Source organism: Frigoribacterium faeni, assembly GCF_011761235.1.
GTDB lineage: Bacteria > Actinomycetota > Actinomycetes > Actinomycetales > Microbacteriaceae > Frigoribacterium > Frigoribacterium faeni_A.
The window spans coordinates 519,064-545,634 of sequence record NZ_JAAOYW010000001.1 but is presented as its reverse complement, the minus strand read 5'-3'; the positions used below and the strand labels follow the sequence as shown (position 1 = coordinate 545,634).

Sequence of the window (26,571 nt, the reverse complement as noted above, 5' to 3'; positions counted from 1 at the left end):
CGGATCGGGAGGCAGACAGCCCCGTCCAGGGGCGTCACGACTCGGCGGGGTTGTCGACGACGCAGTGGACGCGGAGGCGGAGGCTCGACTCGTGCGTCGAGGCGGAGTACTCGCCGACCCGCTCGAGGGCGCTCCAGGTGGCCGGGGTCACCCGGTTGCGGCGGATGCCCGTCGTCGAGACGACGATCGGCACCTCGACGCGGCGGCCGGCGAGCGACGCGACGGACTGCTGCACGGCGGCCACGGGACCGAGGGTGAGGGTGATCGCGGCGCTGGGCGCGCGGGTCTTCGAGTCGCCGAGCAGCAGCCAGACGGCCTGCAGCAGCCCGTCGCGCTGCGGCGGCGCCAGGAGGCCGGCCAGCGACGACGGGTCGACGAGCGTCACCGACCGCCCGAGGTACTCGGACTCGGTGACGGCGTGGTGCAGCCAGGTCTCGCGACGGCCCTCGATGAGGTGCAGGCGCAGCTCGGTCGCGAGCGAGGCGGCCTGGGAGGCGACCTTCGGCGCGAGGGGCAGGGGCACGTCGCCGCCCGCCACGCCGTCGAGCAGCTTCTCGGCGGCGAGGTCGAGGCGGGCCAGCTCGTCGCTCGCGAGCATGCCGACGGCGAAGCGGGGCTGCGACACGTTGCTCTGCACGAGCACGCGGTCGAGCTCGACCTGCACCATGCGCCGGAACCGCTGCACCACCGACACGGCCACCGCGCTCGGCAGCACGGCCAGCGCGATGATCGAGATCTGCTGGGGCACGGAGTCGGCCGACAGCGGGGTCGAGACCACGACGAAGGCGACGAACGCGCCGAGCAGCAGGGCGACGGCGACCACGATCTCGCGCGCCGGGCGGAGGGTGACGACGGGCAGCAGCCCGAAGCCCACCGCGACGCTGGCGGTGGCGTAGGCGCCGACGTCGTGCAGCGGCCAGATGGCGACGAAGTCGAGCGCCACGACGAGCACCATGATGCCGCCGATCACCGCGAAGACGCCGCCCGTGAGGCGTTCGCCCCGGATCGTCACGAGGGCGGCGGTGCCGACGAACGCGGCGATGTAGAGCAGCCACGCCACCAGGGCGGGGGCGACCATCGGGTAGTCCTCGAGGTGGCTGAGGAAGAACACGAGGCCGTAGACGGCCTGGACGCCGGCGACGACCGCCGCGCCCAGCCCGAGGTACCCCGTGCCGAGGGTCGCGCCGGCCGCGCGGGCCTGGCGCAGCGACCGCGCGCCGGTCGAGCCGATCGGCAGGCCGCGTGCCGCGCGGCGTCCGCGCTGGACCCCGAGGGTGTTCTCGTCGATGCTCATCGCGGCGCCTCCAGCACGACGGTGGTGCCGGCCCCGGGCGACGAGAAGAGGCGGGCGCTGCCGCCCACCTCGCGCAGCCGGCCGACGACGGACTCCTTGAAGCCGAGGCGCTCCTCGCTCACGCCGTTCAGCTCGAAGCCGACCCCGGCGTCGGTCACCATCGCCCGCACCATCGAGTCGTCGTGGATGATCGTGACGTGGGCCTCGGTGACGCCTGCGTGGCGCCGGACGTTCTCGAGGCACTCGGCGAGGGCGAGCAAGAAAGCGTCGAGCACGTGGGTGGGCAGGAGCACCTGGCCGGTGCCGTGCCAGCTGACCTCGAGGCCCATGCGGCCGAAGCGCTGCTTGACCGACTCGAGGGTCTGGCCGAGCGGCGACTCCTCGACGGTCTCGAGGCTGTACTCGCCCGACGCCTGCGGCTGGGGCGTGCCGCCGAGGCGCAGGTGGCGGAGCAGACGGGCGTCCTCGGCCGCCTGGTCCTGCAGGGCCTGGGCCGTGACGCCGACGCCCGAGTGGGCGAGGAGCGTCAGGGTCGCGAGCACGGTGTCGTGCAGGAGGCGCGCCCCCTGTCGGCGCTGCGCCTCGGTCTCGCTCGCCTGACGCTCGGCCCGGTGCGCGTTGCCGATGCTGTAGATGCGACGGGCCGCCAGCGGCACGGCCCGGCCGAGCCAGACGCCGACCACGAAGACGAGCACCCAGCCGAGCACGACGGCGGCCACGGGGAAGGTCAGCAGCGAGCCCGTGGCGAGCGAGACGCAGACCACGGAGACGACGAACGCGACGGCGGCGGTGACGACGCGGATGCGGCTCGTCGACAGGACGAAGGCGAACGAGGCGTTCGCGCCGCCGGCGAGCGGGATGACGGCGGTCGCGACGGCGGCGTCGGCAGGACCCCCGGAGGGCAGGAGAGCGACGACGGTCGCGGCGAGGCCGGCGGCCATCCCGCCGAGCACCGCCCAGCGCGAGCCGCTCCGGCCGACGACGACGAGGGCGGCCACCATGGCGGCGAGGAGCACGACGACCACGGCGAGGTGCGCGGGCTCGGTGACCCCGGGGTACGCGAGCGCCACGAGGGTGACCCCCGCGCAGGCGATCCCCAGCGTGCGGGTGGTGGTGCTCAGCAGCCGATCCCGCTCCTGGGCGAAGATGTCCATGGTGATCCAACGTGTACGGACGAGTGGTACGTGTCTGTCGGGTGACAGCGACGCCCCATGCTTTCACAGGTAGGGGCCAGGAGAAGCCCACGACCGTGCGCGACGCGCCGAGCACTCGCGGATCCCTCGCTTCCGGGACAGCCGCGGAACGGGGGACGCGGGGCGCCCCGGGCGCGTCGCCTCACCCGGCGAGCAGGCGGCGCAGGTGGCGGCCCACGGCCTCGTCCTCGATGAGGAACCCGTCGTGGCCGTACTCGCTCTCGACGACGACGGCCTCGTCGCCGTCGAGGCCGTTCGGCAGGTGCCGGGCGATCAGCTGCTGGTCGCGCACCGGGAACAGCCGGTCGCTGTCGACGCCGAGCACGAGGGTCCGGGCCGTCACGCGGCCGAGCGCCACCTCGACGCCGCCGCGGCCGCGCCCGACGTCGTGCGAGTTCATGGCCCCGAGCAGGGCGACGTAGCTGCCGGCGTCGAACCGGCGGGTGAACTTCGCGCCGTGGAAGTCGAGCCAGCTCTCGACCTGGAACCGCCCGCGCCCGCCGAGCGGCGAGATGTCGCTCTGCCAGGCACGGCCGAACCGGCCCGCGAGCTCCTCGGGCGAGCGGTAGTTGAGCAGCGCCATGCGGCGCGCCAGCGCGAGCCCGCGCCAGGGGCCCTCGCCGTCGGTCGCGTCGTGGTAGTCGCCGCCCGCCCAGGCGGAGTCCATCAGGATCGCCTCGGTCTGCACGGTGTTCAGGGCGATCTGGTCGGCGCTCGTGAGCGCGGGCGCGGCCAGCACGGCCAGGCGCTCGACGCGCTCCGGGTGCGTCACGCCCCACTCGAGGGCGTGCATCCCGCCCATCGAGCCGCCGACGACCGCGGCCCACCGCTCGATGCCGAACTCGTCCGAGAAGGCGGCCTGGGCGGCGACCTGGTCGCGCACGGTGAGGTGGGGGAACCGCGAGCCCCACTCGACGGCGTCGGGCCCGAACGACGCCGGCCCGGTGCTGCCCTGGCAGCCGCCGAGCATGTTGGGGGCGACGACGAACCAGCGGTCAGTGTCGATCGCGAGGCCGGGGCCGACGATGCCGCCCCACCAGCCGGCCGTGCGGTGGCCGGGGCCGGCGCGGCCGACCACGTGGCTGTCCCCGGTGAGGGCGTGCAGCACGAGCACGGCGTTGTCGCGCGCGGGGGAGAGCTCGCCCCACGTCTCGTAGGCCACGCGGACGCGGTCCAGCACCTGTCCGCTCTCGAGGCCGAGCCGGTCGAGGGCGACGAACGAGCGGTCGCCCGGGTCGTCGCCGTCGCGCCAGGCGCCCGTGACGGGGGGGCGGGCCAGCATCGCGAGCCGTCGGCGCTCGCTGACGACGCTCGACGGGACGGTGTCCTCGGGGGTGCTCTGCCAGTCCATGTGCTGCTCATCCTGCCCGGACCGAGGAGGCGCCGTGCCTTTGTTACGGACGCCGCGCCTCCCCGAGGCGGTGTCAGGAGCTGCGGAGCGCCTCCTGCGTGACCGCCCGGGCCGCCGCGAACCCGGCGTCGAGGTCGGCCTTGAGGTCGTCGACGTTCTCGAGGCCCACCGACAGCCGCACGAGCCCGGGCGTCACGCCCGTCGTGAGCTGCTGCTCGGGGGTGAGCTGCGAGTGCGTCGTCGAGGCCGGGTGGATGACGAGGCTGCGCACGTCGCCGATGTTCGCGAGGTGGCTGAACAGGCGGAGCCCGTCGACGAGGGCACGGCCGGCGTCGACGCCGCCCTTGAGCTCGAACGAGAGCACCGCCCCGACGCCCCGCGGCGCGTACTTGTTCGCCGCCGCGTACCAGGGGCTCGTCGGCAGGCCCGCGTACCAGACGGTCGCGACGTCGTCCCGGGCGTCGAGCCACTCGGCGATCTCCTGGGCGTTCTGCACGTGCCGCTCGATCCGCAGGCTGAGGGTCTCGATGCCCTGGATCAGCGAGAAGGCGCTGTCGGCGCTGTTCGACGCCCCGAGGTCGCGCAGCAGCTGCACCCGCGCCTTGATCACGTACGCGAGCGCGTCGCCCACGGCCTCGGTGTAGACGGCTCCGTGGTACGACGGGTCGGGCTGCGTCAGGCCGGGGAACCGCTCGGCGTGCTCGCTCCACGCGAACCGACCGCCGTCGACGATGAACCCGCCGATGACCGTGCCGTGCCCGCCGAGGAACTTCGTCGCCGAGTGCACCACGACGTCGGCGCCGTGCTCGAGCGGCCGGATCAGGTACGGCGTCGCGATGGTGTTGTCGACGATCAGGGGCACGCCCTCGGCGTGGGCGACCGCCGACACCTTCTCGATGTCGAGCACGTTGATCTTCGGGTTGCCGATGGTCTCGGCGAAGAAGAGCCTGGTGTTCGGCCTGACCGCGCGCCGCCACTCGTCGGCGTCGTCCTGGTCCTCGACGAAGGTGGTCTCGATGCCGAGCTTCGCGAGCGTGTAGCGGAACAGGTTGTAGGTGCCGCCGTAGATCGACGACGACGACACGACGTGGTCGCCCGCCTGGGCGACGTTGAGCACCGCGAAGGTCGTGGCCGCCTGGCCCGACGAGACGAGCAGCGCGCCGACCCCGCCCTCGAGGGCGGCGATGCGCTGCTCGACGACGTCGTGCGTCGGGTTCATGATGCGCGAGTAGATGTTGCCGTTCTCGGCGAGCGCGAAGAGGTCCTGCGCGTGCTGCGAGTCGCGGAACACGTACGACGTCGTCTTGTAGATCGGCGTCGCCCGGGCGTGGGTCGTCGGGTCGGGGCGCGCCCCGGCGTGGATCTGCTGGGTCTCGAACTTCCAGTCGGGCGTCTCGTCGCTCACGGTGTGCTCCTCGTCCGGGTCGGGGGTGGTGCGGCTGCGGGCCACGGTACGGAGGGCGGGGGCAGGTGTCCACGGGCACGGACTCGCGGCGTAACGGGCCCGCGCCCCGCGCCGCGCTAGCGTGGGCGACGGCCGCCCAGGAGGGGCGCCACGGCGACACCGACGACGGAAGAAGGCAGCACATGGCGAAGCGCGCACTGGTCACGGGAGCGAGCTCGGGCATCGGGGCGGCGACGGTCCGCCTGTTCCGCGACCACGGCTGGGACGTGCTGGCGGTCGCCCGGCGCGAGGACCGCCTCCGGGCGCTCGCCGCCGAGACGGGGGCGAGCTGGTTCCGGGCCGACCTGACGAGCGACGACGACGTGGCCGCCCTGCGCGCGCACGTCGACGAGACCGGCCCCCTGCACGTGCTGGTCAACAACGCCGGCGGCGCGTTCGGGCTCGACTCGGTCGAGTCGGGCTCGGTCGACGACTGGCGCCGCATGTTCGAGGTCAACGTGCTCGGCACGAAGCGCGCCGTGTCGGCGCTGCTGCCCGCGCTGCGCCGGGGAGCCGAGGAGGCGGGCGGCGCGGACGTCGTGACCGTCACCTCCATCGCCGGCCACGTCGCGTACGAGGGCGGCGGCGGCTACAACGCCGCCAAGTTCGCCGAGCACGCGCTCGTGGCCGTGCTGCGGCTCGAGCTCGCGGGGGAGCCGATCCGCGTCGTGGAGATCGCCCCGGGCATGGTGCACACGGAGGAGTTCTCGCTCGTGCGCTTCGGCGGCGACCGGGAGCGGGCCGACGCCGTCTACTCGGCCGTCGAGGCCCCGCTCGTCGCCGACGACGTGGCCGAGGCGATCGTGCACTCCGTCGAGCTGCCCGCCCACGTCAACCTCGACCTCGTGACCATCAAGCCGGTGGCGCAGGCCGCCCCGCACAAGGTCGCGAAGGGGCCGCTGCGGGTCAGCCGCGGCTGAGGCCGGAGGCGTCGCCGGGGGCCCGGCGGGGCTCGGGGCGGGGTTCGGAGCCGGACTCGGACTCGTGCCCGGGGGAGCGCAGCAGCGCGGCGAGGTCGTCCTCGACGAGCCCGCGGATGCGCTCCTCGCGGCCGTCGTCGTAGTCGGGCGCCGGCGAGGCCGCCCAGCCGAGGCGGTCGACCACGGTGCTGCCGACGTCGTCCCAGGCGCGCGACCGGGCCGCCTCGACGACGCCGCCGACGAACGCGTCGTCCTCGCGCCTCCTCGTCAGCTCGGCCGCGAGCGCCTTCGCGGTCGCCTCGCGCAGCTTGAGCGCCCCGGCGTCGTCGGTGCGGTAGTCGAACTGGTGCCGGGACTGCCCGTACGACCGCCCCGTCTGGCGACGCAGGCGACGCACGCGGGCGGCCCCGGCGAGCTGCTGCTCGGCGAGGCGGGCCATGTCGTCGCGGACGACCTGCGTGGCGACGTCGACGTCGAAGGGCAGCGCCTCCTGCAGCGCTCGCCGGATGACGTGGTTCGTCGCCGAGACGACGAGGGCCGAACGGACGATCAGGAGCCCCTCGTCGACGGACCGCTCGAGGGCGCTCCGCTCGGCGCGGCGACGGCGTCCTGGGCCGTGGGGCACGATCGGCCTCCTGGTGTGACTGCGCCGAGAGCGACGGACGACGGGGTGGACGCGCACCAGGCTAGCCACTCGCGCGGGAGGCTGTGACCGCGCACCGGGGCTCTGTCTACGGTGGCGTCATGACCGCCTCCTCGTCGCCCGTCGGCGCCGCCCGGCCGGCCGACGCCTCCCCGGTGTCCGCCGCCGCGCCTCCTCTGCTGCGCCGCCCCTTCGTGCGTCAGCACTGGGGCGGCCTCGCGTTCGCCCACTGGCGCGTCGAGCCCGAGCGCGTCGCGCCGCTGCTGCCGCCCGGCACCCGGCCCGACGTGCACGACGGGGCGACCTGGGTGGGGCTGATCCCGTTCCGGCTCTCGGGCAGCGCGTTCGGTCCGCTGCCCGCCGTGCCGTGGGCCGGGTCGTTCCTCGAGACGAACGTGCGGCTGTACTCGGTCGACGACCTCGGGCGCCGGGGGGTCGTGTTCCGCACCCTCGAGGCGCAGAAGCTGCTGCCCGTCATGGCGGCCCGGGCAGGACTCGCGCTGCCCTACCGCTGGGCGACGATGACCCGTGAGGAGCGAGGAGGCGTCGTCGAGTACGCCTCCCGCCGCCACGGCCCCGGGCCACGCCCGTCGAGCCGGCTCGCCGTGCGCCCGCTCGCCGACGAGGTGGTCGGCGACCCCCTCGCGGACTTCCTCACCGCGCGGTGGGGCATGCACGTCGAGCGGGGCGGGCGCACCCGCTTCTGGCCGAACGAGCACCCGTCGTGGCCGCTGCGACGGGCCGAGCTGGTCGACCTCGACGACGAGCTCGTCGCCGACTCGGGCCTGCCCGGCGTGACGGACCGGGCGCCGGACTCGCTGCTGTGGTCGGACGGGGTCGACACGGTGTTCGCGCCTCCTGGCGGGCGGTGGGAGGCGCCGGGGAGCTGAGAGGGCGGTCGTCGGCCGGGTCGCGTGCGGGGCGGGGCCGGTGCTGCTGTCGTCCGCCTCGCTCGGTGTCGACGTCGCAGCTCGAGCGGCTGGTGGCCGATCGCCGTCTACGGGAAAGTTGTAGTTGGTCCTGAGACCCGTCGGGTCCGCGCGGCCGTATCTCGGGCGTCGGCCGCGTCGCCGCTAGGGTCAGGACATGGACGAGGCCGACCGCGAACTCCTCCGACGGGCCGAGGCCGAGGTGGCAGCGCTGCCCTACCGCGACCCTCTCGCCGACCCCGCTCCCCGCCCCGCCGCCGAGTCCGAGCCGACTGGCCGGGCTCGGCTGCTCGCTCCGCTGACCCTCGTCGTCTGCTTCGTCACGGCCTGCGCCGAGGGCTCGTGGCTCTGGTTCTCGGCCGCCGACTGGACCTCGGTGTCGTGGTTCGCCGTGCCGTTCCTCCTGGTCTGCTCGATCGTGCTCGCCGTCGTCGCCGGGGCCCTGGGCGGCCGCGCAGGCCGGTGGGCCGGCGTCTGCGGCGGCATCGCCGTCGTGCCGCCCATGTGCTTCGTGGTGTCGCTGCCCCTCGCGCTCTTCGCGTAGGCCGACGTGGCTCGAGCCGGGAACGAGCGCCGTGGCCGCCCGGCTCGTCCCCGACGCGAGCACGAGTCGCCTCGCCGTGGTGCCTGCGTGCTGGGGCCCTGTCCCGTGCACGTCACGGGCTGGATCGCGTGGCGGATCAGATCAGGCACGCTCGTGCAGGTTCCAGGCGATGCTCCGGAGTGAAGCGTCGAGTGCCCTGCCTACCGTGTCGTCGGTCATGTGGCGCTCGTCGACTTGTTCCATGACCGCCGGGTCGCGGTCGGTCGCATGCCGGACAGCCGACGAGACGACCCCGAGGTCGACCCCGGAGACTCGGAACAGGGCCTCGTCCTGTCGCGGTGCACCGCCGCCGGTGTCCTCTCGGGCCCAGGCCGCCCAGTCGATGCGTCGTGCACGGACCGCAGGCAGAGACAGTGGAGTCGCACTCTCCTCCTCCCCGAAGATGCCTCGCCGGAGGAGGCGGAGGTCGTCGGCCCAGGACAGCGCTGCATCGACGTCGAGCGGCATGTGGTCGGTGAACTCTCGACGGTCCATGCCTGCGACCACGTCGCGCAGGGACAGCTCCATCAGGAGGAGGTCCTGAGCCGACAAGGCGACGACGATCTCGCGGTCCTCGTTCAGCGGCTCTCCGGCCTGCTCGTCGGCATCGTCGGCGAGCAGCATCAGGAGAGCTTCGTCGGGGCTGAGCACGTGCACGATCTCACCCTTGCACCTGGTCGGTCTCATGACCGGTCAGCCGAGAGGTCAATCTATGCTGACGACGTGTCTGCTGCCGAGGTCGTCCAGCTCCTTCGAGAACGACGTGTCGTCCTCGAAGGAGGCCTGTCCGAGGCAGAGCTGGCTCGGGCTGAACGTCGACATGGCGTCCGGTTCGCCCGAGACCACCGGGAGCTGCTGGCCCTCGCGCTCCCCGTGGGTGATGGCTGGTACGACTGGCGGGCGAGAGCGGACAAGGGCGTCCGCAGAGCGGTTCGTTGGCCTCTCGAGGGCGTCCTGTTCGACGTCGAGAACGACGTCTTCTGGCCTCGGTCGTGGGGCGGGCGCCCAGGCTCCGCCGCGGCGCGCCTGGACATCGTCGAGCGTCAGGTCGGCACCTGGCCGCAGCTCGTCCCGCTGTACGGCCACCGCTATCTGCCGGCAGCGCCCTTCGGTCCAGGGGCCCCGGTCTTCTCCGTCCACCAGACGGACGTCGTCATCTACGGCATCGATCTGCTCGACTACGTGGCCCGCGAGTTCGGAACCACCCGGTCGATCCCCGCTCCCGACCTCGAGACGGACGGGTTGGCGCCGTGGTCGCTCTTGGCCTTCCAGGAGGAAGTCCCGTGAGGCCGGAGACCGGCCGACCGAGCGTCCCATCTCCTTCCATCGGCTGCTGCCACGCCCGGCGGTGGGCGGACGAACGACGACCTGACCGTCTGCCAGAGTGCTGGCATGCTCTCTCCGCAGTCGCTGTCCGAGAACGATCGACGACTCGTCGCAGCGTGGGCTGCTGACTGCGCTGAGAGGGTCCTGCTCCTCTTCGAGGCGGAAGTTCCCGATGACGACCGACCACGGGACGGCATCGTCCGGGCGAGAGCCTTCTCGCGAGGCGAGCTGGATGCGGCAGGAGAGATCCGGCGCCGCTTCGTCGCGGGACGGGCAGCAGGATCGGCGACGTCCCCGGCGGCGAGGGCCGCCGCGTGGTCCGCGGGACAGGCGTCTGGTGTCGCGCACATGGGCGCGCACGCTCTGGGCGCAGCCGCCTACGCGGCGAGAGCGGCCGAGTCGGCGTCGCCGGGGCGAGGCGAGACCGAGGTCCGGTGGCAGGTGCAGCACATGAGCAGCTCAGTACGAGCCGCCCTTCGATCCCTGCCCCTTCTCGGCGAGGACCCGTCGGGCCCTCTCGGTTCCGGGCTCTTGGCATCTGGCGTGCTGGGAGACACGATCCGCGCTCTGCAAGCCGCGCTCGGGAGCACTGAGCTGGACTGAGCTCCGACCGGAGCCTCGTCCTGCGCGTCCGGCTGGGGGACCGGTCAGCCGTCGGAGTTGCGCCTGTCTCGCGCCCAGACCTGTCGGCGCAGGATCACGCCGGACGCCACGTTCGAGACGCCGGCGATGATGATGCACCACTCAGCGGCACTCGAGGAAGCAGGCACACCGGCGAGATCGCGAGACGTGATCAGGAGCACGACGCCACCGACGACGACGAATGCGCCGACGATGGCGAGCAGGGTGCCGAGGGACGTCGCGGTCATGACTGCACAGTAGCTCCGGGCCCCGTGTCCATGTGCCCGACGGCCGATCCGGCCGTGGGTCCCACAGAGCTGGGCAGAGCCTGCGGTGGTCGATGTCGGTAGGAAGGACCCATGGACTTCGACGCTGCTGCCCAGCCACCCGTAGGCACGCCGTGGCACGAGGCGACCTTCGGTGCCTCCTTCGTCAGGTTCTGGCGTGGCTACGCCGTCTTCCGAGGGCGGGCAGCCCGGGCTGAGTTCTGGTTCTGGGCACTGTGGTGGTTCCTCATCAGCCTCCTGGTCAACATCGCTTTCGGGGCAGGTGTGCTGACGTCGTTCACGGACCCGTCCGGCCCCGCCGCACCGCCGCCTCAGGTCGAGCAGGCCCTCGAAGCCTTCGACCCGTTCCCGGTGTGGGGCTATCTCCTCTCAGCTCTGCCTCCCGTGGCGCAGATCGCCCTGGGCGTCGTCGCGGTCCTGTCGCTCGCGTCGCTCATGCCGTGGATCGCGATCACCGTCCGACGCCTGCACGACACGGGCAGATCGGGGTGGTGGGCGCTCCTGGCCGCCGTGCCTCTGGGCAACGCCGTGCTGGCGATCCTTCTCGTCTTGCCCTCGGTGACCGAGAGCACAGGCGGACCGATGGCCCACCCGTCGGTGCGATAGGCGATCGTCGTCTGACTCGTCGGCGTCGAGCACCTGCCCGGGCAGCCCGGACCTTTCGTGACCGAAGGACGAACCGGCAGGCATCACCCCCTTCCGGTAAGAGGAAGCGGACGATCGCTGCCTCCTGCCGCGCACTCCGCAAGGTTCATCGACGTCTCATCGGAACGGCAAAGGGAGCGCAAAGGAGCTCCCTGCAGGGTGTGACCAGAGCACGAGCTCCACACCTCGAGAGGACATCATGAGCCGCATCCCCGAACCCGAGACCACCCCCGACGGGCCCGCCTACGAGGGGCGCCTGCTCGACCGCGCCGACGAGGAGGTGGTCGACCAGGGAGTCTCGTTCGACGTCCGGACTCTCCTCTCTCGTCGCACGGTGCTCGGTCTGATCGGTATCGGGGCGGGCTCACTGGCCTTGGCTGCCTGCACCACCGCGACCGGCGCCTCCTCGGGCACCGCCACGTCGGGGACGGATCCCGCCACGACGGCAACGGGGGAGATCCCGGACGAGACCGCCGGCCCCTATCCCGGTGACGGCTCGAACGGGGTCGACGTCCTCGAGCAGTCCGGCATCGTCCGCAGCGACATCCGGTCGAGCATCGGCGGGGGCGCGACGGCGGAGGGCGTGCCCATGGCCCTGCAGCTGACCATCCTCGACACGGCCGGCGACGACGCGCCCTTCCAGGGCGTCGCCGTGTACGTGTGGCACTGCGACGCCGCCGGGGGATATTCGATGTACTCCGACGGCATCGAGGACGAGACCTACCTCCGGGGCGTCCAGGTCGCCGACGCGACGGGCGTCGTCGGCTTCACCTCGATCTTCCCCGCCTGCTACAGCGGCCGGTGGCCTCACATCCACTTCGAGGTCTACCCCGACGTCGCCTCGATCACCGACTCCACGAACGCCGTCGCGACATCGCAGGTCGCCCTGCCCGAGGACGTCAGCCGCATCGTCTACGCCCTCGACGCCTACGACGGATCGACCTCGAACCTCGACCAGGTGAGCCTCGACAGCGACAACGTCTTCAGCGACGACAGCGGTGCCCTGCAGCTCGCCACCGTCACCGGGGACGCGACCTCGGGGTACCAGGTGTCCCTCACCGTCCGCGTCGACACGAGCACGACGCCGTCGGCCGGTGCCGCGCCCTCCGGCGGCGGCGGCACTCCGCCCGGGGGCGGCGCCGGGGGCACGCCCCCCACCGCACCCTGACCTGGCCCTCAGCACACCACCCACCAGAAAGAAGAACCCCATGGGACTCCTCCAGAACCTCACCGGCTGGCACGCCCTCGTCATCCTGGCCGTCGTCCTGCTCCTGTTCGGCGCCGCGAAGCTGCCGGACCTGGCACGGAGCATCGGCCAGTCCATGAAGATCGTCAAGGCCGAGCTCAAGGACGACCAGCCCGTCGCGGGAGAACCGCATGTCGTCGCGGCACGTGACCCACAGTCCTAGAGCGGACGCGGCCGCAGGGTCGATGCCCGCAGCCGCCCACCTGCTCGAACTCCGATCGCGGCTGGTCCGCGCCGGTCTCGCGGTCGTCGTCGGCGTCGTCGTCGGGTGGTTCCTCTCCGGCACGGTCCTCGACCTGGTCCGAGCGCCGATCGAGGCGCTCGCGACCTCTCGTGAAGCGACGTTGAACTACGCCAGCGTCAGCAGCGCGTTCGACCTGAGGCTCCGCATCGCCCTCTACTGCGGGGTCGCCCTCGCCGGGCCCGTCGTGCTCTGGCAGGCACTCGCCTTCGCCCTGCCGGGACTGACCCGCACGGAGCGACGGTGGGTCGTCGGCTTCACCGTCACGGCGGTGCCTCTCTTCGCCGCAGGATGCGCTGCCGGGTCGTCCGTCTTCCCGCACATCGTCTCGGTGCTCGCGGGCTTCGCACCCGTCGAGGACAGCACCGTCCTCGACGCCGCCTACTACGTCGACTTCGTCGTCAAGCTCGTGCTCGTCTCAGGCGTGGCGTTCGTCTCGCCCGTCTTCGTGGTGCTGCTCAACGTGATCGGCGTCCTGTCCGGACGCACGATCGTGCGGAGCTGGCGGGTCGTCATCGTCGCGGTCGTCGTCTTCTCTGCCGTCGCGACCCCGTCGGCCGACGTCGCCTCGATGTTCCTGCTCGCGGTGCCCCTGTGCCTGCTCTTCGCCTGCGCAGCCGGTGTCGCCCTCGTCCACGACCGTGCCGCCGCCCGGCGAGCCGCCGCCACGACCCGTGCGCCCGCCCCGACCCGTGCCGACGACACGCGCAGCGTCGTGGGCGGCTGACCTGGCCTGACCCCCCCGAACCCACCCTCGTCAAGGAGCGCCCCCGTGATCGGACTCACCGCAGACAAACTGCTGCTCATCGCCGTGCTCGTCGCGATCCTCTTCGGCCCCGAGCGGCTGCCCCACCTCGCCGAGCGCCTCGGCAGCACCGTTCGGGCGTTCCGTCATCACCTGACGAGCACCGAACAGCGCATGCGTGATGAACTCGGCGTCGACATCGACGTGGACGACTGGAAGAAGCTCGACCCGCGCCGGTACGATCCCCGGGCCATCATCGGACGCGCCCTCGCCCCTGACGCGGTCTCCGCGACCACGACCATGGCCGGCGACCACGCAGCGGAGGCCGTCGTCGACGACCGCTCCCTTCGGACAGAGCGCGTCCCCACGAAGAGCGCCGCGAGTCCACAGCGAGACACGTCCACGGCCGAGCCCAGGCCGGTGTTCCGTCGACGCTCGGACGGGCACCTGGAACTCGTGTCGTCATCACCGGCAGCTGAGGAGGCGGAGACCGAGATCGCGGTCCCGGTCGCGTCCTGAGCGACGCGTCTCCAGGCGAGCACGGTCGGCCCCTGCGACGGTCTGACGCGTCCACGGCTCCCGGCAGAGGAGATCACGTCGATCACGTCATCCGCGCCGGCCATCGACCAGCCCGCCGCCGTGCGCGCCGGCTGACGAGGAGGCGCAGGTCGACGGGGCGGGGCCGTCCAGCGCGGCAGAGACGGCGACCTGACGGATGATGGGTCCGTGAATCGCACCGATCGTCTCTACGGCATCGTGGAGGAGCTGAGGGCTGTCGCGCCGCGACCGCGGAGTGCGCGACGCCTCGCAGAGCGGTTCGAGGTGTCGGTGCGGACCATCGAGCGCGACCTCGCCGCGTTGCAGCAGTCGGGGCTGCCGATCTGGGCGGAACCCGGCCGGACGGGTGGGTACGTCATCGACGCGTCGGCGTCGCTCGGACCGGCCGGCTTCACGCTGGACGAGGCGCTCGCCGTCCTCATCGGGCTCGGGAGCCTCCGGAGCGGACCGTTCCGGCTGTCTGCCCGGACCGCTGCCCGCAAGATGCTCGCGGTGATGCCCGACGGGGACGCTGCGCGTGCCGTCGGGCTGGCCTCCCGCGTGCACTTCCTGGAGAGCGAGGACGACGCGGTCGTGCCGGTCGAGTTCGCGGCGGCCCTCCGCGGGGATCGCGTGGTGCGGCTGCGCTACGCGGCCGCCGGCGGTGCGGAGACCACCCGGGACGTGGAGCCCCTGGGGTCGATCGGGAAGGACGGGCAGTGGTACCTGATCGCCTGGTGCCGACTGCGCGACGGGGTGCGGGCGTTCCGGGGAGACCGGATGCTCTCGGTCGAGGTGACCGACGAACGGCCCCCGCGGCGCACTCTCCGATCGGAGGACCTCGCGATCCCCTACGGACGGCTGCGGCCGGTCATCGACGACTGAGCCGTTGCGGCCGACCTGCGGAAACACCGACAGGACGGTGTCGCGACGACCCGAGAAGCTGGCGCTCTCCACTCGCCGACGTCACCGAAGGAACCCCCATGTCGTTAACCTCCATCCGCATCGTCACCGACGACCTCGAGGGTCTCGTCGCCTTCTACGAACGGGTCACCGGTCGACAGGCCGAGCGTCCCGCGCCGGTCTTCGCCCAGTTCAGCGGCCCGGGCGGGACCCTCGCGATCGCCGATTCCGCCACCGTCGCGATGCTCGACGGAGCTCTGCGGCCCGCGACGAACCGATCCGTGGTGATCGAGTTCGAGGTCGCCGACGTCGACGGCGACGTCGACCGGCTCCGCCTCGGGGCAGGGTACGTGCTCCTCGAACCGACGACGATGCCGTGGGGCAACCGGTCCGCGCTGGTCCGCGACCCCGACGGGAACGTCGTCAACCTCTTCAGCAAGCCCGTCACGACGTGAGCTGACGACACCGGCGGCACCGCCGCCCGGCGGCCGTCACTCGCAGGGCGGCCGACGGGCGTCGCCGAGCGCGCCGCGGGCCGGTACGGTTGCGGGATGGTCTCCTCACCCGACGCCCCGTCCGACCTCGACCCCTCGTCGGCCACCGGGACGGGCGTGGCTCTGGAGGACGACGTGGCGGGCGATCCCGACGCCGCGGCCCCCGCCTCCTCGTCCGACCGTGAGGTGCTCGGCTGGCTCGAGTTCGGCGAGGCTGCACGCCACCTCGCCCGCGACGTGGTCGCGGCCGACTTCGCGCCCGACGTCATCGTCGCCGTCGCCCGGGGCGGCCTCGTGCTCGCCGGCGCCATCTCGTACGCGCTGGACACCAAGATGTGCGGCTCGATCAACGTCGAGTTCTACACCGGCGTCGACGAGCGCCTGCCCGAGCCCGTCCTGCTGCCGCCGACCCTCGACGCCCCGGCGCTCGCCGGCAAGCGCGTGCTCGTCGTCGACGACGTCTCCGACTCGGGCCGCACCCTCGCGCTCGTCCGCGACCTGCTCGCCGAGGTCGCCTCCGAGGTCCGCACGGTGTGCCTCTACACGAAGCCGCAGACGATCCTCGAGCCCGACTTCACCTGGAAGCGCACCGACCAGTGGATCACGTTCCCGTGGAGCGCCCTGCCTCCCGTGACGCGCGACGCCGGTCAGGGGGACGCGTCGTGAGCATCCACCTGGTGGGCGGCGGCTGGTCGCCCGACGAGCCCGGCCTGTACGACCTCTTCGTCGCCGAGGCCGCCGTGCGCGGCCGCGCGGTCGGCCGTGCCGTGCCCCGCGTCGGCGTGCTCGTGGTCGTCGCCGACGACTCGCCCTCCGAGGAGTGGCGCACGGGCTTCCCCGCGCTGATCGCCGCGGGCGGCCGCTGCGAGGTCGTCACGACCGTCGTCGAGGCCGGCGAGGCGTTCGACACCCGTGTGCTCAGCGACGTCGACGGGCTCGTCGTCGGCGGCGGGCTCACGCCGGCCTACCTGGAGGCGGTGGCTCCGCTGGTCGACCAGGTGCGCCTCCTCGTCAGCGACGGCCTGCCGTACGTCGGCTTCTCCGCCGGTGCCGCCATCGCCGCCGACCGGGCCCTGCTCGGCGGCTGGCTGATCGGCGACGTGCCCGTCTGCCCGCAGGACGCCTCGGAGGACCTCGACGAGGTCGAGCTCGGCGAGGGACTCGGCCTCGTCGACCTCGCCGTCGACGTGCACGCGGCCCAGTGGGGCACCCTCACCCGCCTCGTCGCGGCCACCGAGGCCGGGATGGTCCGCGGAGGCGTCGCCATCGACGAGCACACCGCGCTCGTCGTCGGGGAGGGCGCGCTGACCGTGCTCGGCCGCGGCAGCGTCTGGCGCGTCGAGCCGCAGGTCGACGAGCAGGGCGACGTCGTCGGCGTCTCGGTCGGCTCGCTGGGCGCGGAGTGAACGCGCGCCCGCTGTCCGAGCTGGTGCACCCGAGCTGGGCCGAGGCCCTCGAGCCCGTCGCGCCGCTCGTCGCCGACATGGGCGAGTACCTCCGCGCCGAGGTCCGGGCCGGTCGCGGCTACCTGCCGGCCGGCGACGCCGTGCTGCGCGTGTTCACGACGCCGCTCGACGAGGTGAAGGTGCTCGTCGTCGGACAGGACCCGTACCCGACGCCGGGGCACCCGATCGGGCTGTCGTTCGCCACCGCGCCCGACGTGCGCCCCGTGCCGCGCAGCCTCGCCAACATCTACCGCGAGCTACACGACGACCTCGGCCACCCTCCCGTCGCCCACGGCGACCTCACGTCGTGGCAGCGGAACGGCGTCATGCTGCTCAACCGCGTGCTGACGGTGCGTCCCGGAGAAGCGGGATCGCACCGCGGCAAGGGCTGGGAGCCCGTGACGCAACGCGCGGTCGAGGTGCTCGCCGCCCGCGGCGGACCGCTCGTCGGGCTGCTGTGGGGACGCGACGCGGCCTCCCTCGCGCCCCTCCTCGGCGACGTCCCGACCGTGCAGTCGGCGCACCCGAGCCCGCTGTCGGCGTCGCGCGGCTTCTTCGGCTCGAAGCCGTTCAGCCGCGTCGACGAGCTGCTCGTGCAGCAGGGCGGCACGCCCGTCGACTGGCGCCTGCCCGACCAGCCCTGAGTCGGCGCGACCCGCACGTCGTCGTTCAGGAACTCGCGCCCGTCGGGTCCTGAGTCGTACACGGCTCAGGACCCGCGGTCCTGCGGCCGCACGGATCAGGACTCGTCGTCCTGAACGGAGAGTGCCCTGCCTCGGGGGAATGCGCCGCGCCTCCTCGCCGGGGCGGGCCCGGCCGTGCCAGAGTGGGCCCGTGCTCGAGGAGGAATACCAGCAGAGGCGGCAGCTGCCGCGACGGCTCCGCCCTGCGCCCGTCCCCGAGGCGCCCTTCGCGTTCACCGTCCGGCCCGTCGAGCCCGCCGACCTGCCCTACGTCCGCGAGATCCACGCGCACTACGTCGCGAACTCGAGCGTGACCTTCGACGAGCGGGCGACGACCCTCGCCGAGTGGCGCCGCAAGGTCGCCGTCGGTCAGAAGCTGGGCATGCCGTTCCTCGTCGCCGTCAGCCCGGCCGGCGAGGTGCTCGGCTACGCCCACGCGACGCCCTGGGGCGGCAAGGCCGCGTACCGGTACACGGTCGAGACGTCGATCTTCCTGCGGGCGGCGGCGACCGGTCGCGGGCTGGGCCGAGCCCTGCTGGAGGCGCTGGTCGAGGCCTGCAGGGACGCCGGCATCCGCGAGATGATCGCGGTGATCGCGGACGCGAAGGCCGACGCCTCGATCGCGCTGCACGCCCGGCTGGGCTTCGTCGAGGTCGGCCGCATGGGGCGCGTCGGCTTCAAGTTCGGCCGCTGGCTCGGCACGGTCACGATGCAGAAGTCGCTGAAGAAGCGTCGCCGTCGAGCCTAGGCTCGGGGGCGTGTTCGAACTCCACCACCTCAGCGCCCAGGAGCAGTGGGACTGGCTCCGCCGCGGCGAGGTCACGCCCCGCGAGCTGACCGACCACTACCTCGCCCGCATCGAGCGGCTCGACGGCGGCGACGAGGGAGTCGGCGCGTTCGTCGCCGTGGGCGCCGAGGCGGCCCGCGACCGCGCCGACGAGCTGGGCCGCGGCGGGCGCAGCACCGCGCCGCTGTGGGGCCTGCCCCTCGCCGACAAGGACCTCACCGACCGGGCCGGGCTGCCGACCGGTCTCGGCTCCCGGCTCAGCCGCGGGCGGGTCGCCCAGCAGGACTCCGAGATCTCGGCCGTGCTGACGGAGGCCGGCGCCGTGAGCCTCGGCAAGACGGCGACGCCCGAGTTCGGCCTCACCGGCTACACCGAGCCCCTCGTCGGCCCGGTCACCCGCAACCCGTGGCGGCGCGACCTCGGCGCCGGCGGCTCGAGCGGGGGAGCGGCGGCCGCCGTCGCCGCGGGTCTGCTGCCGTTCGCGCCCGGCTCCGACGGCGGCGGGTCCATCCGGATCCCCGCGGCGATGACCGGGCTCGTCGGGCTGAAGCCGTCACGGGGCCGGGTGCCCGCCCAGTCGGGCATCACGAGCCTGGGCGGGCTCGCGGTCGGCGGGCCGATCGCCCGCAGCGTCGCCGACGCCGCCATGCTGCTCGACGCGATGGTCTCGCCCGACGGCAGGCCGCCCCGCGACCACTTCGCGCTCCGCGCGGCGGCGTCGCCGGACGGTGCGTGGCTCGGCACGGCCGTGCGGGGCGAGGGACGCTTCCAGCTCGGCGTGCTCACGGCCAGCCCGTGGGACGACGCCTACGACGTCCGGGTCGACCCGCGCCTCCTCGGGGTGCTCCGCGACACCGCCGACCAGCTCGCGACCATGGGCCACGGCGTCGAGGAGGCCGCGTTGCCGGGCTCGGACTACCCGACGCTGTTCCGCACCATCTGGCAGGCCGGGGCCGCGGGCATCCCGGCCGAGACCGACGACGACCTCGCCCTGCTCGAGCCGATGACGGCGTGGCTCGTGCGGCGCGGCCGCGAGCTCGGCGCCCGCGAGCTCGGCGCGGCCCTCGCCGGCCTCAGCGCCTTCGAGCAGACCGTCATCGCGGCCTTCGACCGCTTCGACGCCGTGCTCACGCCCTCGCTCGCCCTGCTGCCGCCCGAGCTCGGCTGGCACGACGCCGACGACCCCGAGCGGGCGTTCGAGCAGCAGTGCCTCGTGTCGCCGTTCACGTCGTTCGTCAACGTGGCCGGCCTCCCCGCGATCTCGCTGCCCGTGGCCGAGGTCGACGGGCTCCCCGCCGGCGTGCAGCTGATCGGCCGGCCTGGCCGCGAGGACGTGCTGCTCGCGATCGGCGCCCAGCTCGAACGTCGGCTGCGCTGGCAGCGGCGGCACCCCGACTGCTGGTGAGGCACGCGCGGTCCCGGCCCGGGACCCGCGCTCCGTAACGGCACCGGCCCGGGACCCGGCACCGGCACCGGCCGGGCACGAGCGCCGCGGTCAGTCGAGCGTCGGCACCGAGGCGATGAGCCGCCGCGTGTAGTCGTGCCGCGGCCGCGCCAGCACCTCGGCCGTGACGCCCTGCTCGACGATGCGCCCGCCCTGCAGCACGGCGACGCGGTCGCTGAGGTGCTGCACGAGGCCGACGTCGTGCGACACGATCAGCAGCGACAGCCCGAGGTCGTCGCGCAGCTCGGCGAGCAGGGCGAGCACCTGGGCGCGCACGGTGACGTCGAGCGCGCTCATCGGCTCGTCGCCGACGAGCAGCTCGGGGCCGTGCACGACGGCGCGCGCCAGGGCGACGCGCTGGCGCTGGCCTCCGCTCAGCTCGTGCGGCCAGGCGTCGACGTCGCGTCGGTCGAGGCCGACCCGCTCGAGCACCTCGGCGACCATCCCCGGGTGGTCGCCCGGCAGGTGCAGCAGGCGCAGCGGCTCGGCCACGACGTCGCCGACGCGCATGCGGGGGTCGAGCGAGCTGTACGGGTCCTGCAGGACGACCCCGGTGCGCCGGCGGAACCAGCGGAGGCGCGACGCGCGGTCGGGCCGCACCTCCCGCCCGTCGAACGTCACCGTGCCCGCGGTGGGACGGTCGAGGGCGAGCAGCAGGCGCACCAGGGTCGACTTGCCCGAGCCCGACTCGCCGATCAGGGCGACGCTCTCGCCCCGGCCGACGTCGAGGTCGGCGTCGACGAGGGCGTGCCGCACCGGCCCCGGCTGGAACGGCGACCGTCGGGGGAGCGTGAAGGTGCGCGAGAGCCCGCGCCCGCTGAGCAGGGGCGCGTCGGCGCGGGTGGGGTCGAGGTCGGTCACGGGGCCCTCCAGGTCGTCGCGCGGGTGGCCTCGACGAGGTCGCGCGTCACGGGGTGGACCGGAGAGCCGAGGAGGCGGCCGACCGGCCCGCTCTCGACCACGCGTCCCCGGGACAGCACCGACGCCTCCTCGGCCACCTGGGCGAGCACCGCGAGGTCGTGGGTCACGAAGAGCAACGAGGCCCCGCGCTCGTCGACGAGGCGGCGGAACAGCTCGAGCACCTCGGCCTGGGTCGTGACGTCGAGCGCGGTCGTCGGCTCGTCGGCGAGCAGCACGGCCGGCCGGGCGATCAGGGCCGTGGCGATGACGGCCCGCTGGCGCTGGCCTCCCGACAGCTGGTGAGGCCACGAGCCGGCGACCGACTCGTCGAGCCCGACCTCGGCCAGCGCCTCGACGGCGCGTCGACGCGCCTCGGACCGGCTCACGCGCCCGTGCAGGCGCAGCGGCTCGGCGACCTGGCGTCCGATGGTCATGACCGGGTCGAGGGCGCTGCGGGGATCCTGGAACACGGCCGCGATCGTCGCGCCGCGCAGCGGGGCCAGCTGGCGATCGGACAGCCCCACGAGCTCACGGCCGTCGAGCCGGATGCTGCCCGTCACGACGGCCTGGGGCGGCAGCAGCCCGAGCACGGCGAGCGTCGTCATCGACTTGCCGGAGCCCGACTCGCCGATGAGCCCGAGGCGGGCGCCGTCGGCGAGGTGCAGCGAGAGGCCGTCGACGACGCGGCGGCCGCCGATCGTGACGGTGAGGTCGTCGACGTCGAGGGTCACGAGGTCACTCCGGGCGCGGGGTCGACGGCGGCGACCGGTCCGGCAGCGGCCGCGGGCCCGGTCTCGGCCACGCGGCCGCTCGGCCGCAGCCTCGGGTCGGCCGCGTCGCGCACGGCGTCGCCGAGCAGGTTGAGGGCGAGGACGGTGAGGGTGATGGCGAGGCCCGGCCAGACGATCGTCCACGGGTGCACGCCGAGGAACTTCTGCAGGTCGGCGAGGAGGCGCCCCCACGACGCGGTCTCGGCCGACGCCCCGTAGCCGAGGAACGACAGCCCCGCCTCGGCGAGGATCGACGTCGCCATCGCGAGCGACAGCTGGACGACGAAGACCGGGGCGATGTTCGGCAGCACGTGCCGCAGCAGCACCTGGGCCGTGCCGGCGCCCGAGGCGCGGGCGGCCGTGACGTAGTCCTCGCGGGCCACGCGGCGGATCTCGCTGCGCGACACCCGGGCAATCGTCACCCCGTAGCCGAGGCCGGAGGCGACGACCACGACGCCGAGCGACCCGCCGAACGCCGCGGCGAGGGCCATCGCGACGAGGATCGTCGGGAACGCCACCAGCACGTCGATGAGCACGGCGACCGACTCGCGCACGGCCCGGGCCGTCAGCGACCCGAGGGCGGCGAGACCGAGCCCGACGACCAGGGCGAGCGCCCCCGAGCAGACCGCGACGAGCACGGTCGTGCCGCTCGCGGCCATCACGTAGCTCGCGATGTCGCGACCGACCGCGTCGGTGCCGAAGAGGTGCGAGCCCGAGGGAGGCAGCCAGGCCGAGTAGGGATCCGTGCGGAACGGGTCGGCGGGCGTCCAGACCCGGCTGACCGCGGCGGCGAGGGCCACGAGGGCGAGCCACGCGACGGCCGCGGCGCCCTGGGGTCGACGCAGCAGGGCACGCACGAACGACCCGCGCCTCATCGCTCCACCTCGCGCAGCCGGGGGTCGAGCCGCCGGTGCAGCACGTCGACGAGCAGCCCGACGAACAGCACGATCGCCGTGAGGGCCATGAGCTCGCCCTGCACCTTGGTCAGGTCGCGCCGGCCGACGTCGGTGACGAGCATGCGGCCGAGCCCGGGCAGGGTGAACAGCTGCTCGACGACGACCGCGCCGACGACGAGGCCCACGACCTGCAGGCCGAGGACGCTCACGACGCTGAGCGCGACGTTGGGCAGTCCGTGGCGCAGCAGCGCACGGTCGAGGGTCGTCCCCTTGGCCGCGGCGGCGCGGACGTAGTCCTGGTCGAGGGCGGAGAGCGTGGCCGAGCGGGTGAACCGCAGCAGCACGGCTCCCTCGATGACGCCGATGGTGAGCGCCGGGAGCACGAGCGAGCGAAGGGCGCGTCCGGGCTCCTGCCAGCCGTCGAGCGGCCAGCCCTGGGTCGGCAGCCAGCCGAGCGTGACGGCGAAGAGGGCGATGAGCAGCATGCCGAGCCAGACCGCGGGCACGGCCGCGAGCACCTGCGCCCCGATGCCGACGACGAGGCCGGACGGGCGCCGCTGGCGGGCTGCCGCCCAGACGCCCGCCGGGACCCCGATCAGCAGCCCGAAGACCAGCGAGAGTCCTGCCAGCGGCAGGGTCACGCCGAGCTTCTCGGCGATCTCGCCGGCGACGGGCGTGCCGGTGACGAGCGACTCCCCGAGATCGAGGCGCAGCAGCCCGCCGGCCCAGTCGAGGTACTGGGCAGCGACCGGGCGGTCGAGGCCGAGCTGCTCGCGGAGCGCCGCCACCTGGGCCGGCGAGCCCGTCGTGCCGGCGATGGCCTGCGCCACGTCACCGGGCAGGAGGCGCAGGGTCGCGAAGACCAGCACGCTCGCGACGACCAGCCCCAGGGCGAAGAGGGCCGTCCGTCCGAGCAGGAACCTCGTCACTCCGAGACGGCCAGCTCGGACAGGTCGAGGCGGGTGCTGGTCGACGAGGTCGGGAACCCGGTCACCCCGTCGCGGACGGCGGTCAGCGTCGTGGCCGTGTACAGCCACTCGGCCGGGGCGTCCTCCGACACGATGCGGGCCGCCTCGGCGAGCTTCTCGGCCGCGACCTCGGGGTCGGTCGCGGCGAGCGACTCGGCGTAGAGCTGCTGCACCGGCGCGGAGTCGTAGCCCCAGTAGTACGTCGGGTCGGCCCAGTTCGAGAAGTCGTGCGTCTCGGCGTGGTTCACCATGCTCAGCTGGAAGTCGCGCGTGCCGCCGTCGGCGGGCGGTGCCAGCACGTCGTTGAGCCACGTGGTGAAGTCGACCTGCTGCACGCTCAGGGTCACCCCGACGTCCGCGAGCTGGGTGGTGAGCACGTCGCCGATGGCCGCGGGGTAGAAGTTCGCGTACTCGAGCGTGAGGTCGAGGTCGTCGGCGTGGCCCGCCTCCGCCAGCAGCTGCCGGGCCTGGTCGGGGTCGTAGGCGTCGACGTCGGTGAGGTCCTCGTAGCCGGGGTCGAGCTCGGGGATCGGCCCGCCCTGGTCGACGGCCGAGCCGCCGACGGCGGCGATGAGCGCGTCGTTGTCGACCGCCATCCGGATCGCCTGCCGCACCCGCGGGTCGGTGAACGGCTCGACCGCGTTGTTGAAGGCGAGCGTGTACTTGTCGGTCGTCTGGCCCTTCTCGACCGAGATGCCGTCGACGCCGTCGAGCTGCGAGGCCAGCGTCGCGTCGACCGCGGTCTGCACGTCGAGGTCGCCCGAGAGCGTCGCGTTGATCGCGGCCGAGCTGTCGGTCACGTAGCGGAACACGACGCCGGCCACGCCGGCCGCGTCGCCCCAGTAGTCGTCGTTGCGCTCGAGGCGGAGGCTGTCGCCCTGCGTCCACGACGCGAGGCGGAACGGGCCGGTGCCGTTGGCCGTGGTCGAGAGGTCGTTCGTGGCGGCCTGCTCGAGCACGAGCCCGGCCCGTCCGGTCAGGGCGAACAGCAGCGCCGAGTCGGGCTGCGAGAGCGTGAGCTGCACCGTGTCGGCGGCGGGGGAGCTGATGTCGGCGACCGACGCGAGGTCGGCGTGGCCGGGGACCGACTCGTCGTCGGCGACCTGCTGCAGCGACCAGACCACGTCGTCGGCGGTCATCGGCTGCCCGTCGTGGAACACCACGTCGTCGTGCAGCGTGAACGTGTAGGTCAGGCCGTCGTCGCTGACGGAGTGCTGCGACGCGAGCACGTCGACGATCTCGTTGTCCTGCGTGCGGCCGACGAGCCCCTGGTAGACGTTGTCGATCAGCACCTGGTCGAGGGCGATGCCGGAGGTGGTGCGCACGTCGAGGTCGGTCGGCTCGAGCACGAGGCCGACGGTGACCGTCGCGTCGGCGCCGGTGCCCTGCTGGTCGGAGCCCCCCGAGCTGCACCCGGCGAGCAGGGCGAGGGAGGCGGCGGCGGCGACCACGGGGACGAGGAGGCGGGAGGGGCGCATGGCGGTGGAGGTGCCTTTCGGGAGCGGTTCGGGTCGGTGGGCGTCGTCGCTCGTGGCGACCTGCTCACCCCGGTCGAAGGAGGACCGTCGTCGCTTGTGGACGTCGGACCGCGGCTGGCTCGTCGTCGCTGCCGGACTGACGTGCCGCCCCTCGCCCCCGGGTCGCTGCCGGACCCGTGGACGTCAGAGAATCTACTACACGGCCTGCCCGCGGGGACGGAGGCGGCGGCCGCTCCTGTGTGCCCGCCGCGAGGTCCGCCCCGGAGTGGCGGATGAGGTGAGGCTCACCTACATTGGGCAGGACATGTTCCTCGACTTCGCCGACCCGCCCCTGCCGCACGACGCGATCCGCGTGCTGTTCGCGGGCGACGCCTCCTCGGTCCCCACGCTCCGCGCCATGCTCGCGTCGCTGCCGTTGTGCGCTCGCGGCCAGGTCTTCGTCGAGGTGGCCTCCGAGGCAGACGTCGAGCCCCTGACGTCGCCCGGCCGGGTGACCGTCACGTGGCTGGCCCGCGACCGCCGGTCGGGCGTCCCCGGCAGCGGCCTGTCGTGCGCGCCCGGCGAGGCCGTCGAGCGTGCCGTGCGGGCCTGGCTCGCCGAGATGTACGTCGACGCCGACGCCCTCGCCGAGGCCGAGCACCTCATCTGGATCGGCGGGCCCGAGGCGTTCGCGTGGGGCCTGCGCCGCGACCTGCACGACGTGTTCTCTCGCGACCGGGGCGCGACCGCGGTCTGAGGCGCGCCTCCTCCGCCCTCCTCGGCGACGGTCGTCGGCCCGGTGTGGCTCGACGTCGAGACGGCCCTGGTCGGGTTAGGTAAGGCATGCCTTAGGCTGCTGGTGTGACGATCACCGCACCGGCTCGGCCCCAGGCCCGCCCGAAGCCCGCCCACCGCCCCTACCGGGTGCGCGTCGCGGCGCTGCGCGCCCTCAGCCCCCACTTCGTGCGCGTCACGTTCACCGGCGACGACCTGGGCGACTTCGGGGTCGACGGCCTCGACCAGCGCATCAAGCTGGTGCTGCCCCTCGAGGCGACGGGCTACGACACGTTCCCCGTCGACGACTGGTGGCCGTCGTGGCGGGCGCTGCCCGCGCACGAGCAGAACGCCTTCCGCACCTACACGGCCAGGGCCGTCCGGCCCCACCGGCGCGAGGTGGACGTCGACTTCGTCAGCCACGGCGACCAGGGCGCCGCAGCCGCCTGGCTCGCCCGCACCCGGGTCGGCGACGAGGCGATGCTGATCGGCCCCGACGCCACGAGCGGGGTCACGGGCAGCGGCGTCGAGTGGGCCCCCGGAGGCGCGTCGACGGTCATGATCGCCGGCGACGAGACCGCCGTGCCCGCGATCAGCTCCATCGTCGAGTCCCTGCCGGCCGACGCCCGGGGCTGCGTGTTCCTCGAGGTGCCGACCGCCGACGACGTGCTGCCGTTGTCGGCGCCCGCCGGCGTCACGGTGCACTGGCTGCCCCGGTCGGGCGACCCCGACCACGGGCGCGACGCCGCCTTCGGCGCCCGCCTGCAGACGGCCGTGCGCGGCTGGACCGCTCGCTACATGACCGCGTGGCACCGCGGCGTCGAGCTCGACGAGGTCGACATCGAGCACGACGTGCTCTGGGACGTCCCGCAGGGCGAGGCGCCCCACGGCGCAGCCCTGCAGGGCGACTTCTACGCGTGGCTGGCCGGCGAGGCCGGGGCGATCAAGGCCCTGCGTCGGTTCCTCGTCAGCGAGGTCGGCGTCGACCGCCGCCAGGTCGCCTTCATGGGCTACTGGCGGCTCGGCCGCGCCGAGATGTAGCGCG

General features: G+C 73.7%; 31 protein-coding genes. 19 read left to right on the top strand and 12 right to left on the bottom strand.

What is annotated here, in order from left to right:
• Positions 1 to 34: 34 nt before the first annotated feature.
• The 4 genes from FHR78_RS02520 to FHR78_RS02505 form a co-directional block, all read right to left on the bottom strand.
• The gene (locus FHR78_RS02520; protein WP_166758926.1) at positions 35 to 1,294 is read right to left on the bottom strand and encodes a hypothetical protein; all 1,260 of its coding nucleotides are present in this window, start codon (positions 1,292 to 1,294) and stop codon (positions 35 to 37) included.
• On the bottom strand, positions 1,291 to 2,448 hold the full coding sequence (locus FHR78_RS02515) for a sensor histidine kinase (protein ID WP_166758925.1): 1,158 nt from the start codon (positions 2,446 to 2,448) through the stop codon (positions 1,291 to 1,293). Before FHR78_RS02515 ends, FHR78_RS02520 begins: the two co-directional genes overlap by 4 nt.
• A 181-nt stretch (positions 2,449 to 2,629) precedes the next feature.
• A complete protein-coding gene (metX, locus tag FHR78_RS02510; protein WP_166758924.1) occupies positions 2,630 to 3,838 on the bottom strand; it encodes a homoserine O-acetyltransferase MetX in 1,209 nt (402 codons plus the stop codon).
• 73 nt (positions 3,839 to 3,911) lie between these two features.
• Positions 3,912 to 5,243, bottom strand: a complete 1,332-nt coding sequence (locus FHR78_RS02505) for a bifunctional o-acetylhomoserine/o-acetylserine sulfhydrylase (protein WP_347878017.1) — start codon at positions 5,241 to 5,243, stop codon at positions 3,912 to 3,914.
• Positions 5,244 to 5,425: 182 nt separating this feature from the next.
• On the opposite strand from FHR78_RS02505, the gene FHR78_RS02500 reads away from it, so the two are divergent.
• Complete coding sequence (locus tag FHR78_RS02500; protein WP_166758922.1) at positions 5,426 to 6,202, top strand: SDR family oxidoreductase; 777 nt, start codon at positions 5,426 to 5,428, stop codon at positions 6,200 to 6,202.
• On the opposite strand, the gene FHR78_RS02495 is transcribed toward FHR78_RS02500, so the two are convergent.
• On the bottom strand, positions 6,189 to 6,827 hold the full coding sequence (locus FHR78_RS02495) for a hypothetical protein (protein ID WP_166758921.1): 639 nt from the start codon (positions 6,825 to 6,827) through the stop codon (positions 6,189 to 6,191). The genes FHR78_RS02500 and FHR78_RS02495 overlap by 14 nt on opposite strands.
• Before the next feature lie 119 nt (positions 6,828 to 6,946).
• Between FHR78_RS02495 and FHR78_RS02490 the strand changes: the two genes are divergently transcribed.
• Positions 6,947 to 7,735, top strand: coding sequence for a YqjF family protein (locus FHR78_RS02490; RefSeq protein ID WP_166758920.1), 789 nt, complete (start codon positions 6,947 to 6,949; stop codon positions 7,733 to 7,735).
• Between the two features lie 196 nt (positions 7,736 to 7,931).
• Positions 7,932 to 8,318, top strand: a complete 387-nt coding sequence (locus FHR78_RS02485) for a hypothetical protein (RefSeq protein ID WP_166758919.1) — start codon at positions 7,932 to 7,934, stop codon at positions 8,316 to 8,318.
• A 141-nt stretch (positions 8,319 to 8,459) separates the two neighbouring features.
• Here the strand turns inward: FHR78_RS02485 and FHR78_RS02480 are convergent, their stop codons facing one another.
• Complete coding sequence (locus tag FHR78_RS02480) at positions 8,460 to 9,014, bottom strand: hypothetical protein (RefSeq protein WP_166758918.1); 555 nt, start codon at positions 9,012 to 9,014, stop codon at positions 8,460 to 8,462.
• Positions 9,015 to 9,080: 66 nt separating this feature from the next.
• Here FHR78_RS02480 and FHR78_RS02475 point away from each other — a divergent pair, with 66 nt between their 5' ends.
• Positions 9,081 to 9,644 carry a hypothetical protein gene (locus FHR78_RS02475; protein WP_166758917.1) on the top strand — a complete coding sequence of 188 codons (564 nt, stop codon included), beginning with the start codon at positions 9,081 to 9,083 and terminating at the stop codon, positions 9,642 to 9,644.
• Between the two features lie 105 nt (positions 9,645 to 9,749).
• A complete protein-coding gene (locus tag FHR78_RS14950; protein ID WP_243862001.1) occupies positions 9,750 to 10,286 on the top strand; it encodes a putative immunity protein in 537 nt (178 codons plus the stop codon).
• 44 nt (positions 10,287 to 10,330) lie between these two features.
• Here the strand turns inward: FHR78_RS14950 and FHR78_RS02470 are convergent, their stop codons facing one another.
• Positions 10,331 to 10,552, bottom strand: coding sequence for a hypothetical protein (locus tag FHR78_RS02470; RefSeq protein ID WP_166758916.1), 222 nt, complete (start codon positions 10,550 to 10,552; stop codon positions 10,331 to 10,333).
• 111 nt (positions 10,553 to 10,663) lie between these two features.
• Between FHR78_RS02470 and FHR78_RS02465 the strand changes: the two genes are divergently transcribed.
• The 12 genes from FHR78_RS02465 (at position 10,664) to FHR78_RS02410 (ending at position 19,722) form a co-directional block, all read left to right on the top strand.
• On the top strand, positions 10,664 to 11,197 hold the full coding sequence (locus FHR78_RS02465) for a DUF805 domain-containing protein (RefSeq protein WP_166758915.1): 534 nt from the start codon (positions 10,664 to 10,666) through the stop codon (positions 11,195 to 11,197).
• A gap of 238 nt (positions 11,198 to 11,435) precedes the next feature.
• A complete protein-coding gene (locus FHR78_RS02460; protein WP_166758914.1) occupies positions 11,436 to 12,404 on the top strand; it encodes an intradiol ring-cleavage dioxygenase in 969 nt (322 codons plus the stop codon).
• Positions 12,405 to 12,444: 40 nt separating this feature from the next.
• Complete coding sequence (gene tatA, locus FHR78_RS02455; RefSeq protein WP_166758913.1) at positions 12,445 to 12,645, top strand: twin-arginine translocase TatA/TatE family subunit; 201 nt, start codon at positions 12,445 to 12,447, stop codon at positions 12,643 to 12,645.
• Positions 12,646 to 12,667: 22 nt separating this feature from the next.
• Positions 12,668 to 13,450 (top strand): twin-arginine translocase subunit TatC, encoded by a 783-nt coding sequence (tatC, locus tag FHR78_RS02450; protein WP_166758912.1) that lies wholly within the window; start codon positions 12,668 to 12,670, stop codon positions 13,448 to 13,450.
• A gap of 45 nt (positions 13,451 to 13,495) precedes the next feature.
• Positions 13,496 to 13,987 (top strand): twin-arginine translocase TatA/TatE family subunit, encoded by a 492-nt coding sequence (locus FHR78_RS02445; protein ID WP_166758911.1) that lies wholly within the window; start codon positions 13,496 to 13,498, stop codon positions 13,985 to 13,987.
• A 207-nt stretch (positions 13,988 to 14,194) separates the two neighbouring features.
• A complete protein-coding gene (locus FHR78_RS02440; RefSeq protein WP_166758910.1) occupies positions 14,195 to 14,890 on the top strand; it encodes a WYL domain-containing protein in 696 nt (231 codons plus the stop codon).
• 98 nt (positions 14,891 to 14,988) lie between these two features.
• On the top strand, positions 14,989 to 15,363 hold the full coding sequence (locus tag FHR78_RS02435; protein WP_166758909.1) for a VOC family protein: 375 nt from the start codon (positions 14,989 to 14,991) through the stop codon (positions 15,361 to 15,363).
• A gap of 96 nt (positions 15,364 to 15,459) precedes the next feature.
• A complete protein-coding gene (locus tag FHR78_RS02430) occupies positions 15,460 to 16,068 on the top strand; it encodes a phosphoribosyltransferase (RefSeq protein WP_166758908.1) in 609 nt (202 codons plus the stop codon).
• Positions 16,065 to 16,808, top strand: a complete 744-nt coding sequence (locus FHR78_RS02425) for a Type 1 glutamine amidotransferase-like domain-containing protein (RefSeq protein WP_347878016.1) — start codon at positions 16,065 to 16,067, stop codon at positions 16,806 to 16,808. The genes FHR78_RS02430 and FHR78_RS02425 overlap by 4 nt, the downstream gene beginning before the upstream one ends.
• Positions 16,805 to 17,491, top strand: coding sequence for a uracil-DNA glycosylase (locus FHR78_RS02420; protein WP_166758907.1), 687 nt, complete (start codon positions 16,805 to 16,807; stop codon positions 17,489 to 17,491). Before FHR78_RS02425 ends, FHR78_RS02420 begins: the two co-directional genes overlap by 4 nt.
• A 190-nt stretch (positions 17,492 to 17,681) precedes the next feature.
• Positions 17,682 to 18,278, top strand: coding sequence for a GNAT family N-acetyltransferase (locus tag FHR78_RS02415; RefSeq protein WP_166758906.1), 597 nt, complete (start codon positions 17,682 to 17,684; stop codon positions 18,276 to 18,278).
• Positions 18,279 to 18,288: 10 nt separating this feature from the next.
• Complete coding sequence (locus FHR78_RS02410) at positions 18,289 to 19,722, top strand: amidase family protein (RefSeq protein WP_166758905.1); 1,434 nt, start codon at positions 18,289 to 18,291, stop codon at positions 19,720 to 19,722.
• A 90-nt stretch (positions 19,723 to 19,812) separates the two neighbouring features.
• Here the strand turns inward: FHR78_RS02410 and FHR78_RS02405 are convergent, their stop codons facing one another.
• From FHR78_RS02405 to FHR78_RS02385, 5 genes are read right to left on the bottom strand one after another with little or no spacing between them, the layout of a single operon-like run.
• On the bottom strand, positions 19,813 to 20,622 hold the full coding sequence (locus tag FHR78_RS02405) for an ABC transporter ATP-binding protein (protein ID WP_347878015.1): 810 nt from the start codon (positions 20,620 to 20,622) through the stop codon (positions 19,813 to 19,815).
• Positions 20,619 to 21,392: an ATP-binding cassette domain-containing protein gene (locus FHR78_RS02400; protein WP_166758904.1), complete on the bottom strand. Its 774-nt coding sequence runs from the start codon at positions 21,390 to 21,392 to the stop codon at positions 20,619 to 20,621. Before FHR78_RS02400 ends, FHR78_RS02405 begins: the two co-directional genes overlap by 4 nt.
• Positions 21,389 to 22,306 (bottom strand): ABC transporter permease, encoded by a 918-nt coding sequence (locus tag FHR78_RS02395; protein ID WP_166758903.1) that lies wholly within the window; start codon positions 22,304 to 22,306, stop codon positions 21,389 to 21,391. Before FHR78_RS02395 ends, FHR78_RS02400 begins: the two co-directional genes overlap by 4 nt.
• Positions 22,303 to 23,256 carry an ABC transporter permease subunit gene (locus FHR78_RS02390; RefSeq protein ID WP_166758902.1) on the bottom strand — a complete coding sequence of 318 codons (954 nt, stop codon included), beginning with the start codon at positions 23,254 to 23,256 and terminating at the stop codon, positions 22,303 to 22,305. The genes FHR78_RS02395 and FHR78_RS02390 overlap by 4 nt, the downstream gene beginning before the upstream one ends.
• A complete protein-coding gene (locus FHR78_RS02385) occupies positions 23,253 to 24,773 on the bottom strand; it encodes an ABC transporter substrate-binding protein (RefSeq protein WP_166758901.1) in 1,521 nt (506 codons plus the stop codon). The genes FHR78_RS02390 and FHR78_RS02385 overlap by 4 nt, the downstream gene beginning before the upstream one ends.
• Before the next feature lie 277 nt (positions 24,774 to 25,050).
• Between FHR78_RS02385 and FHR78_RS02380 the strand changes: the two genes are divergently transcribed.
• Positions 25,051 to 25,509 carry an SIP domain-containing protein gene (locus tag FHR78_RS02380; RefSeq protein ID WP_347878014.1) on the top strand — a complete coding sequence of 153 codons (459 nt, stop codon included), beginning with the start codon at positions 25,051 to 25,053 and terminating at the stop codon, positions 25,507 to 25,509.
• Positions 25,510 to 25,613: 104 nt separating this feature from the next.
• Positions 25,614 to 26,567 carry an SIP domain-containing protein gene (locus FHR78_RS02375; protein ID WP_166758900.1) on the top strand — a complete coding sequence of 318 codons (954 nt, stop codon included), beginning with the start codon at positions 25,614 to 25,616 and terminating at the stop codon, positions 26,565 to 26,567.
• The last annotated feature ends 4 nt before the right edge of the window (positions 26,568 to 26,571 follow it).